The 10736-nt window shown below is 58.4% G+C and carries 8 protein-coding genes and 3 tRNA genes; 9 read left to right on the top strand and 2 right to left on the bottom strand.

Features of this window, described 5'->3' with window-relative positions:
• Positions 1-75: 75 nt before the first annotated feature.
• Together L4X63_RS15855 and L4X63_RS15850 are read right to left on the bottom strand one after the other, a co-directional pair.
• Complete coding sequence (locus L4X63_RS15855; RefSeq protein ID WP_250679626.1) at positions 76-849, bottom strand: MBL fold metallo-hydrolase; 774 nt, start codon at positions 847-849, stop codon at positions 76-78.
• A 117-nt stretch (positions 850-966) separates the two neighbouring features.
• Positions 967-3042 carry an ATP-binding protein gene (locus tag L4X63_RS15850; RefSeq protein ID WP_250679625.1) on the bottom strand — a complete coding sequence of 692 codons (2076 nt, stop codon included), beginning with the start codon at positions 3040-3042 and terminating at the stop codon, positions 967-969.
• A gap of 273 nt (positions 3043-3315) precedes the next feature.
• Between L4X63_RS15850 and gap the strand changes: the two genes are divergently transcribed.
• The 9 genes from gap (at position 3316) to L4X63_RS15805 (ending at position 10233) form a co-directional block, all read left to right on the top strand.
• Positions 3316-4311: a type I glyceraldehyde-3-phosphate dehydrogenase gene (gap, locus tag L4X63_RS15845; protein ID WP_250679624.1), complete on the top strand. Its 996-nt coding sequence runs from the start codon at positions 3316-3318 to the stop codon at positions 4309-4311.
• An 87-nt stretch (positions 4312-4398) separates the two neighbouring features.
• On the top strand, positions 4399-5598 hold the full coding sequence (gene pgk, locus L4X63_RS15840; protein ID WP_250679623.1) for a phosphoglycerate kinase: 1200 nt from the start codon (positions 4399-4401) through the stop codon (positions 5596-5598).
• A 257-nt stretch (positions 5599-5855) separates the two neighbouring features.
• The gene (tpiA, locus tag L4X63_RS15835) at positions 5856-6611 is read left to right on the top strand and encodes a triose-phosphate isomerase (protein WP_250679622.1); all 756 of its coding nucleotides are present in this window, start codon (positions 5856-5858) and stop codon (positions 6609-6611) included.
• Positions 6612-6857: 246 nt separating this feature from the next.
• Positions 6858-7295 (top strand): preprotein translocase subunit SecG, encoded by a 438-nt coding sequence (gene secG / locus L4X63_RS15830; protein WP_250679621.1) that lies wholly within the window; start codon positions 6858-6860, stop codon positions 7293-7295.
• 51 nt (positions 7296-7346) lie between these two features.
• Positions 7347-7433: transfer RNA gene (locus L4X63_RS15825), tRNA-Leu, on the top strand.
• Positions 7434-7563: 130 nt separating this feature from the next.
• Positions 7564-7650: transfer RNA gene (locus L4X63_RS15820), tRNA-Leu, on the top strand.
• Between the two features lie 244 nt (positions 7651-7894).
• Entirely contained in the window at positions 7895-8383 is a 489-nt protein-coding gene (locus L4X63_RS15815; RefSeq protein ID WP_250679620.1) for a ferritin-like domain-containing protein, read from the top strand.
• 81 nt (positions 8384-8464) lie between these two features.
• Positions 8465-8551, top strand: a tRNA-Leu gene (locus L4X63_RS15810).
• A gap of 101 nt (positions 8552-8652) precedes the next feature.
• Positions 8653-10233 (top strand): site-specific integrase, encoded by a 1581-nt coding sequence (locus L4X63_RS15805; protein ID WP_250679619.1) that lies wholly within the window; start codon positions 8653-8655, stop codon positions 10231-10233.
• Positions 10234-10736: the final 503 nt, after the last annotated feature.

The raw sequence follows: 10736 nt of genomic DNA, 5'->3' as shown, positions 1-10736 counted from the left end.
GACCAACTGCAAAAAGAAAATCCCCCTAGATCCGGCATGGTCGATGCCGGGCTTGAAGGATCCTTGGTTACATGGTTATGCAATGGCGAGCATGCCGCTCGCCTGGTACTGGTTGCCGACGAAAACCTGCGGTGCGCAGACGTTCTGGCTATCCAAGAGTCCCCGTGCCGACGCAAGGGCCAGCGCCGGGTCGTTGTTCACTTCCGAAAGATGGGAGAGGAAGACTCCCTCGAGCCCGGGATGAAGAAGCTCGGCCAGGAGATTCGCCCCCTGTTCGTTCGAGAGGTGGCCGTGCCGGGAACGGATGCGCTGCTTGAGATGCCAGGGATACGGCCCCTCCTGCAGCATCCGCTCGTCGTGGTTGAACTCCAGGACCAGCGCGCGGCACCCCTTGAGCTTCTCCTCGACCAGCCGGGTGGCGACGCCGAGATCGGTGGCGAAGCCGAAGATGCCGAGGCTCCCCTCGATGCGGTAGCCGACCGGGTCGCAGGCGTCGTGGGTGATCGGGAAGGGATCGATAGTGAGCCCCTTGAACTCGAAAGAGATACCGGGCTCGAACTCGATCTGCTGCGCCTTCCCGATGCAGGAGCGCGACGCCTCCAAGGTCTTGGCGGCGCCCAGAATCGGGATCTTCAGCTTTCTGGCCACCGTCCCCACCCCGCGCACGTGGTCGCTGTGCTCGTGGGTGACCAGGATCCCGTCGAGGGTCTCGGGAGCCACGCCGAGGCTCGAAAGCCTGACCAGCGTCTCGCGGCAGGAAAGACCGGCATCGATCAGCAGCCGGCAAGAATCGGATTCCAGGTACAGGGAGTTCCCCTTGCTGCCGCTCGCCAGCAGGCTGACCTTCACGCATCCCTCCAACGTGCCCGTTAACCGGGGCGGGCGCCCTGAAAAAACCTGGGTGAAAAACCTATTTTTTATACAGGAAACGATGACCCGATTCAAGGCCTACTTGCTGAGGAGTGCCTAATGGAGAAGCGTCGCGTAGCGGGGAGGTTCCTGGGCCAGCCCGGTGGTGACCGGGAGCAGGATATGGAAGGTGGAGCCGGGGAAGCTCTCCGGGTCGTAGCCGGTCGACTCCACCCAGATCTCGCCGCCGTGCATGTCCACCACCCCTTTGGCGATGGAAAGGCCGAGCCCGGCCCCCTTGGCCTTGAAGGCGACTTTTCCGCTGGAGTGTTCCTGGATGTTGCCGACCTCGTAGAACTTCTCGAAGATGCGGACCTGGTCCTCGCGGTCGATGCCGATCCCGGTGTCGGTGACGGTGATCTCCAGGAAAAGATGGTGCTCGCGCGGCGGCGCCAGCGGGTCGCTTCCCGGCGAGGACCGCAAAAGGTACTTCGCCGAGGTGGAGACCGTGATGCGGCCGCCGTCGGGGGTGAATTTGATGGCATTGCCGAGGATGTTCGACAAAAGCTGCATGAGCCGCAAGGCGTCGCCGCGGATGGTCGGAATCGATTCGTCGAGCCGGAGCACCACCTCTTGCTTCCGCATCGAGAAGAAGAAGCGGAGTTCGTTGACCGAGGACTCGATCAGGCGGTTGAGGTGGACCTCCTCCATCTTCAGTTGCAGCCTCTTCTCGTCGATCATCGAGACGTCGACCATGTCCTTGATGATGTTGTCCAGCCGCGAGGCGGCGTTGGCGATGTTGGCCACCATCTCCAGCACCGTCTTGTCGACCGTTTCGGCGAGGTCGGTGGTGATCAGTTCGGAATACCCCATGATGACGGTGAGCGGGGTCTTCAGCTCGTGGGAGGCGAGCCCCAGGAAGGAGTCCTTCATCCTGTTCAGCCGGGCGAGGTCGGCGGAGCTCTTCTCGAGGTTGGCGATGATCTCGCGCTCGCGGGTTACGTCGCGGAAGATCGCCTGGACCAGGGTCTCGTTGCCGCTTTTCACGCTCGAAGCGTGCAGAAGCGCCACCACCGCCCCACCCTCCTTGCGGGAGAGCTGCATCTCGTCGGCCACGTGGTTTCCGCCCGCCGCCTCCCTGAACATCCGCTGGACTTTGGGGATATTGGCGATGTTCAAAAGCAAAAGCAGCTTGGTGAGCGGGAGCCCCACGACCTCCTTCGACTCGTAGCCGAAGAAATCCTCCGCCATCTTGTTGACCATGCGGATGGACTCGTCGGCGTCGATGACCACGATGGCGTCGCTTGCGTCCTCCATGAGCGACTTGTACAGCTCCTCGGAGCGCTCAAGCTCGGCACTGAGCGTTTCCAGCTTCTGGTAGGAGGCCTGCAGCTCCTCGAAGGTCCGCTCCATCTCCTGGTAGCTCTTGTTGAGCTCGGCGTCGCGGGCCTTGAGCGATTCGGACATGATGTTGATGCTCTTGCCGAGCTCGGCAAACTCGAAGGCCCCTACCTCGGTGATCTTGGTATCGAAGGAGCCCTGGGAGATCTGCTTCACTCCCTTGAGAAGGATGGAGATGGGATGGGTGACGGCCCTCTTGACGAAGATCATCACGAAGGTAAAGGAGGCAAGGAGGGCGAGCGCCAAAAGGTAGAGGGTCTTGTACACCATCCCCCTGATCCGCTCGAACACGACGTCTTCGCTGAAGCCGACGTGGACCCGGGCGATGGGCTTGCCGTAGGGGGACTTCACCGGCAGCGAGCTGTCGTAGAAGACCTCCTTTCTCCCGTCCAACGGCACCGGGATCTGTTCGACCACGGCGTCGCTCGGGGAGGCGGAAGGGTTATCGGGGACCCAGGGACGCTTGGGAAAGGAGAAGAAAGGCCGGCTGCTGGCGAATATGACGTTGCCGTTTAGGTCGGTGACCAGGCTGTAGGCGATATCGGGATTGCCCTCGATGATCTCCCGGCACTTCTCCGACAGACCGCTCATATCCTTTAGCTCAAGCCCCAGGTTCAGCACCTTCTCGATGTTGGCGGCAAGGGTACCGGCCAGGCTCTGGGAACGGAGGTTCAGGTTCTGGATCTGGTCCTTGCGCAGGGCCATGATATCCATGCCGGAGCTGGCAAATATGGTGAGAAAGAGAATCAGGAAGGAGAAGAGGAAGATTCTTTTTTCGAGGGTCATGTTCATCAAGAAGGCGGTTCCAATCCTCGACGGTTGAAAGAGATAGACAAAGCGCCACTAGAGCATAGAGAGTAATCCCTGAAAAGTCAATTATTATCGGGCGTTTATTGTAAACACACCTCGGGCGGGACCTCCCTCCGGCGGCGGCGGAATCGGGACGCACAGCAGCGGTATCGGGCAATTTTGAGAATTCTTGAATAAAAACTTGACGGCCACCGGGCCTATTGTTTACTATCCGGGACTGGGTAGGAATAATCTAATTAACCAGGAGGAGTGCTTATGGCTTTGAGAGTTGCTATCAACGGCTTCGGCAGGATCGGACGTTGCGTCCTGAGAGCGGCTATACAGGATCCGGGTATCGAGTTTGTTGCAATCAACGACCTCACCGACGCAAAGACCCTGGCCCATCTTCTTAAGTACGACTCGGTTCACGGCACCTTCCCCGGCGAAGTGGTGGCCAAGGACGACCAGATCGTCGTCAACGGCAAGGCCATCAAGATCCTCGCCGTGAGAAACCCGGCCGAACTCCCCTGGAAAGAGATGAAGGTCGACGCGGTCCTCGAATCGACCGGCCTCTTCACCGCCCGCGACAAGGCCGCCATGCACCTCACCGCAGGCGCCAAGAAAGTCGTCATCTCCGCCCCGGCCACCGACCCGGATCTCACCGTCGTGCTCGGCGTGAACGACAAGGAGTACAACAAGGAGAAGCACCACATCGTCTCCAACGCCTCCTGCACCACCAACTGCCTGGCCCCGGTCGCCAAGGTCCTCCAGGACAACTGGGGAATCGAGAAAGGCCTGGTCACCACCGTCCACTCCTACACCAACGACCAGAACATCCTCGACCTGCCGCACAAGGACCTCCGCCGCGCCCGCGCCGCCGCCCTCTCCATGATCCCGACTACCACCGGCGCCGCCAAGGCGGTCTCCCTGGTGCTCCCGGCCCTCAAAGGGAAGCTGGACGGCATGGCCATCCGCGTTCCGACCCCGAACGTCTCGGTGGTCGACCTGGTCTGCACCCTCTCCAAGGAAACCACCGCCGAAGAGGTCAACGCCAAACTGAAGGAAGCCTCCGAAGGGCCGCTCAAGGGTATCCTCGGCTTCAGCACCGAGCCCCTGGTCTCCATCGACTTCAACGGCTGCCAGCTCTCCTCCATCGTCGACGCCCCCTCCACCAAGGTGATCGGCGGCAACATGGTGAAGGTCATCTCCTGGTACGACAACGAAGCGGGCTTCTCCAGCCGGGTGGTCGGCCTTATTAAGATGCTCTTCTAAAAAAGGACGTCCCGGAAAACCCGAAGGGGGGAGATTACTCCCCCCTTTTTTTCCGTTTAAGAATCTGCAATTCAAGGAGGATTTGCCATGACGATTCGTTACATCGACGAGATCGCCAATCTCGAGGGGAAAAAGATCTTCATGCGGGTGGACTTCAACGTGCCGCTCGACGAACACCAGAACATCACCGAAGACACCAGGATCCGCGCCGTGCTGCCGACCATCAACTACGCGCTGGACCAGAAGGCCAAGATAGTCCTCGCCTCCCACCTCGGCCGCCCGAAAGGGGAGCGCAAGGAGAAGTACTCGATGGCCCCGGCCGCCAAGCGCCTCTCCCGCCTGCTCGGCAAAGAGGTGAAGCTCGCCCCCGACTGCATCGGGGCCGAGACCAAGGCGATGATCGACGCCATGCAGCCGGGCGACGTGATCATGCTTGAAAACGTCCGCTTCTACCAGGGTGAGGAGAAAAACGACGCGAACTTCGCCAAAGACCTGGTGAACGGCTGCGAGATCTACGTAAACGACGCCTTCGCCGTCTCCCACCGCGCCCACGCCTCGGTACACGCCATCACCAACTACTTCCCCGTGGTGGCCGCCGGCTTCCTGATGAAAAACGAGATGAACTACTTCGACAAGGCGATGCAGAACCCGATCCGCCCGCTGGTCGCCATCCTCGGCGGTGCCAAGGTCTCCGGCAAGATCGAGGTGCTGGAAAACCTCTGCGACAAGGTCGACAAGATCATCATCGGCGGCGGCATGGCCTTCACCTTCCTGAAAGGGATGGGGTACAACGTCGGCAAGTCGCTCGTCGAAGAGGACCTGATCGAGACCGCCATGAAGACCTACCAGAAGGCCCGCGAGAAAGGGGTCAAGTTCTACCTCCCGGTCGACTGCGTGGTGGCCGACCAGTTCCATGCGGCGGCCGAGAACAAGGTGACCCCGATCCAGGAGATCCCGGAGGGGTGGATGGCGCTCGACATCGGACCCGCCACCGTCACCCTCTTCTCCGAGGCGCTGCAAAACGCCAAGACCATCGTCTGGAACGGCCCGATGGGGGTCTTCGAGATGGACGCCTTCTCCCGCGGCACCTTCGCCATGGTGAGCGCGGTGGCTAACTCCTACGCCCTTACCATCGTAGGGGGCGGCGACACCGACGTAGCCGTCCACCGTGCCGGCGAGTACGCCAAGATCAGCTACATCTCCACCGGCGGCGGCGCCTTCCTCGAACTCCTCGAAGGAAAGATCCTCCCCGGCATCCAGGCCCTCGACGAAAACGGGAGCAAGTAACCGCTCAAGTAACCGCCGGCCCCACCGTTCCCCCCCACCCTGACCCTCCCCCCTTGAGGGGGAGGGTCAGGGTGGGGGGGAAGCCGGCTTCGGCACTGCGTGGAAACGTACCCCACCCCCTACCCCCCTCCCTCAAGGGGCGGGGGAAAACCCGGGCCTTACGTCCCCTCCCCTTCAAGGGGAGGGACAGGGTGAGGATGGGCTCCACAGTCTCATATTTAAAATTACTATCAATTGGATTTACTTGGAGGTCATTCATGCGCAAGCCGGTGATCGCTGGCAACTGGAAGCTTTTCAAGACCAAGAACGAGGCGCTCGCCCTCATCGAGGAGCTCGCCCCGCAGGTCAAAGACGTCGACAACGTGGAAATCATCGTGGCCCCCGTGTTCACCGTGCTCCCCTCGCTGGTTCCCGCCACCGCCGGCACCAACATCAGCCTGGCTGCCCAGGACGTCTTCTGGGAAGAGGAAGGCGCCTTTACCGGTGAAGTTTCCTCCCGCATGCTCCTCGATGCCGGGGCAAGCCACGTGATCATCGGACACTCCGAGCGCAGGCAGTACTTCGGCGAGACCGAGGCCACCGTCAACAAGAAGACCAAGGCCGCCCTCGCGGGGGCCTTGGTCCCCATCATGTGCATCGGGGAGACCCTCGATGCCCGCGAGGCGGGCGACACCTTCAAGGTGCTCGAGACCCAGCTCAAAGGTGGGCTTGAAGGTCTGACCGCCAGCCAGTTCGCGCCGGTCATCGTCGCCTACGAACCGGTCTGGGCGATCGGTACCGGCAAGACCGCCACCGACGACCAGGCCCAGGAAGCCCATGCCTTCATCCGCGGCGTGCTGGCCTCCCTCTACGGCCAGGAAACCGCCGGCAAGACCCGCATCCTCTACGGCGGGAGCGTGAAGGCCGAGAACGTCAAGGGGCTCATGTCCTGCGCCGACATCGACGGCGCCCTGGTCGGGGGTGCGAGCCTCAAGGCTGCCACCTTCGCCCCCATCGTCCGCTTCCGCGACTAGCTCCTCCGGGACCCGTCCCCCCCTTTAGAAAGGGTTCGGCGAATACCGGGGGGTATTAGCGGAAATGAGGTCCCCCCCTTTGAAAAAGGGGGACAGGGGGGATTTGCAGCAGTTGTGGCGACAGGAGAAATCCCCCTAAACCCCTCTTTTACCGAGGGGGAGTTGCATAGCCTCCTTATGAGGTTGTCTTTTGCGGGGAATTGTGTTAAATAGTCTTTTTGAATTTCGTCGGAGGTAACGGTTTTAATGACTATCTTACTGGTAACCCTGCACATCATCGTATGCTTCGCCCTCATCATCGTCGTTCTTCTTCAGTCCGGGAAAGGGGCCGAGATGGGCGCATCCTTCGGCGCCAGCGGCAGCCAGTCGGTCTTCGGTGCGGGCGGCGGCAGCACTTTCATGAGTAAGCTGACCACCTACGCCGCCGTGATCTTCATGCTCACCTCGCTCTCCCTCGCCTTCGTCTCCGGCAAAGGTGGCGGCTCCTCCATCATGTCCGGCAAGACGGTCAAGAAGGCCAAGACCGCTCCCATGGGCGGGATGCCGCTGCAGCAGATGCCGGGTGCTCCCGGTGCCGCTCCGGCCGCCCCTGCCGCTCCGGGTCAGACTCCGGCCGTTCCGGCTGCGCCGGGCGCTCCGGCCAAAGCTCCGGCCTTCCCGGCAGCTCCGGCCCAGCAGAAGTAACTTTTTCGGTTGACTTCCTGATCAACTGCTGGTAAATTGCTGAGTCTCGATGCCGAAGTGGTGGAATTGGTAGACACACCATCTTGAGGGGGTGGCGGGCGACAGCCTGTACGAGTTCGAGTCTCGTCTTCGGCACCATCGATTGAAAACCGCAGGGCCCGTTGTTCCAGACGGGCCCTGTTTTATTCCAAGCAGCTGATAATATTGATTTAAATCCTCATTTCCGCCTTGACTTGCGGAGACGAAAATGTTAGAAAGACGTTCCTAAGCCGAAGTGGTGGAATTGGTAGACACACCATCTTGAGGGGGTGGCGGGCGACAGCCTGTACGAGTTCGAGTCTCGTCTTCGGCACCATCTAACGACCAGAAAAGCGTTCGGGAATCCCGGGACGCTTTTCTTTTTGCCCTCTACTTTTTGCCCTTCGCTGAACCTCCCCTTCCCTTTCCGGACAAGACAATAGTCATAGACGCCCCCAACACTATAGAGCTGTCCTTTTTCACCAATAATCCCGCCTAACTAAGCCGTCCGAATTTGACAAGAAAGGCCCATACCCTATAATTCACGGTAACTGAAATTTCTCACACCGGAGGGAGGGGCCATGAAGAACGCACAGGACGCCATCAAGCAGGCAATACAGACTGAAAAGAACGCGATGAACTTTTATCAGCTTGGTGCCAAGCAGATGAGGGACAGGGAGGCTCGCCGCATCTTCGAACAGCTTGCCAACGAAGAACGCGAACACGCCCACCACTTCTACCGGGCCTATCTCGGCCACGACCTCGGTCCCTTCGACGACTTCATCGAGGCGCCGCCCGAGCGCGATTCCGTCTGGCTCACCTCCATCCAGCAGGTGATCAACTCCGACTTCACCGAGGAAAAGGCGCTCGAGGTCGCCATGGAGAAAGAGACCAACCTCGAGCAGGCGCTGCTGGAGACGGCGGCACGCATTAACGACGCGTCGATCAGGGAGATCTTCGAGATCAACGCCCGCGAGACCCACAACCACTACCTCACCATCGAATCCGAGTACCAGAGGCGGATGGCCATGGTCGACGAATCGGACATGGACACCTACGTACGGGAGTAGGCGATTTTTCAACGCGGGGAAAAGACTGGCACTTTTCCCTTGCATGACAGTCTCTCTGGTGGTATAAGGGTGGTCTCTCAAGCCGGAGTGGCGGAATTGGTAGACGCGCTAGATTCAGGTTCTAGTACTCGCAAGGGTGTGCTGGTTCGATTCCAGTCTTCGGCACCACAAGAAATCGATAACCCTTTGAATTCAACCTCTTAGGGTTATCCCCATAAAAACCTCCCGAAGTAGCGCACACAAGGCGCACACATCGGGAGGTTTTTTTTATGTCCGACGTTCCGCGCAACTCCTACCTCACCCTCACCCCCAAAGGCTACTTCTTCAGAATGCGGGTGCCGCGAAGGCTCCAGGCAAAGCTCGGCAAACGCGAGCTGAAAAAAGCAATTGCAGGCACCAATCGCCAACTTGCCGAGCGACAGGCAATCCTGTATGCTGCACAAGCTTTTGAGCTATTTCATGCGTTGGAGGGATTTCCAGTGTCACAACATCGACAGGACATGGTGGTCACGGTGGGTAACGCCACCTACCAGCTCGACAAAGAAAAAACTGCAGAGGAGTTGGATATGCTGATCCATCGCGGCATCATCCGTCCAGGTGCCGTCGATCAGTTCCCCGTTGAAAAGCCTCTAAAGTTCGGGCTCCCCGAAGCTCCGGTCGAAACTCGTATCGATGGAAACATGCCGCTCTCGACCGCGATCAAAGTCTACATTCGCGACCTGAAAGGCCGCGATGCACGGTTCGATGAAGAGAAGGAGAAACAACTTCTCTCGAAGTTGACCCTTTTGCAAGAGATCATTGGTGACTTGCCAATCGGCGCCGTGGACTACTACAAGGCAGAAAAATTCCGTGATACCTACCTCAAGCTCCCACGATACCGAACGACTAAGGAGCGGGTTAACATGACCGTTGCCGAACTGGTCGCGGAAAACGACCCCGTTAAGGTCAGCTCTGAAACTGTAAATCAGAGGATGGAGACGATTAGTTCTCTTTTTAAGTGGCTGAAAAAACGTAACAGCTCTCTTCAGGACAACCCGTTTGAAGACATGCAAGTCAAGGCAGCTGAAGGTGAAACCACTGCCGGAAATAAAATGAAAAAACGCCTTCCTTTCACTGCTGTTGAGCTACAAAGGCTTTTCAGCGACGCTATCTGGTCGAAGCATGATTTCGATTACGTGTGGGAGTACTGGCTGCCACTGGTATTGCTCTATTCAGGTGTACGGGTAACAGAGTTCTGCCAGCTAGAAAAAAAGGATTTTCGACTGGTTGAGGACGTATGGGTAATGTCAATCAATGACATAAAAACGAAAGATGAGCCCGAAGACGTTTGGCCGAAGCGGGTGAAGACAGAGAACTCTCTGCGGGATATACCTATTCACTCACATCTGATCGATGTAGGGTTCAAGAACTTCGTAGAGGAAGCGCCATCCGGTCGACTATTTCCCGACATTGTTCCTATCGTTGGAAAACTTGCCAAAACGCCATGTCGACGCTTTAACGAGTTCATCCTGCCGCGCACCGGAATCAAAAGCAAACAGGTAAAAACTCTGTACTCGATGCGCCACACCACCCTGAATGAACTTAAGCAGAAAAATGTCACGGCAGAGCAGAGAGCACAACTCGCAGGACATGCCCCCGATCAAAACAACATGAGTGAGGCGGTCTATGGCGACGAGTTCAACATTAAGATCATGCAGCAGCTTGTGCATCAACTTGATTTCACAACCCCGATGGCAAACGTAAAGCCATGGCCGCCAAGTAAGGAAGCATTGGCAGCCATGGCAAAAAAAGCACGGCGTCGGAACAGGCAGGCAGAAAGCAAAAGATGCAACAAAGCTAAGGCGTCATAGATGGAAAGCGGTCGGTAACACGAAGAGCCCCGGTCGTCACCGGGGCTCTGATGGGTCAATGTTCGGTGCTGTTTGGGCTTCTATGCCCATCAGGGATGTTCCCCTGCTCTGGTTAGGGCCGTCGCCCCTCCCGTCGTTTCCGCCTCTCTTGCTTCGTCAGTGCCCTATGGTCCGGCATCTTCGCAGCTTACCGCTGCGGGGGCAGCAACGTGCGCGGCCTGGATGCTAGGATGATATCGTTAAAGGCAAGAAATGGTTCCCGTCTTGCTTGTATGACAATTTTTAGTACTTTTCGGTGCCATTTTCTTGCATTCGTGCCGTTTTTTTGCATTGTCCGTTGTGCAGGTGAATCCGAACAAGGAGATGGCATCGCTACAGGAGTTGGCATCGCGATTTCGCGCATGCGTTTTATGTAGACAGGGTATTAAGTCAGCTTTTGGGTTCGCTTTTGCTTTACCGGAAGCCAGCGGCTAGCTGGCTTCCTACTGGAGTCAGCCGTTCCG

Origin of the sequence: Geomonas sp. Red32 (genome assembly GCF_023652955.1) — a bacterium.
In the GTDB taxonomy this organism is placed as follows: Bacteria; Desulfobacterota; Desulfuromonadia; order Geobacterales; family Geobacteraceae; genus Geomonas.
Note: the sequence above shows the minus strand (reverse complement) of the source record. Positions and strands in the feature narration are given on the sequence as shown.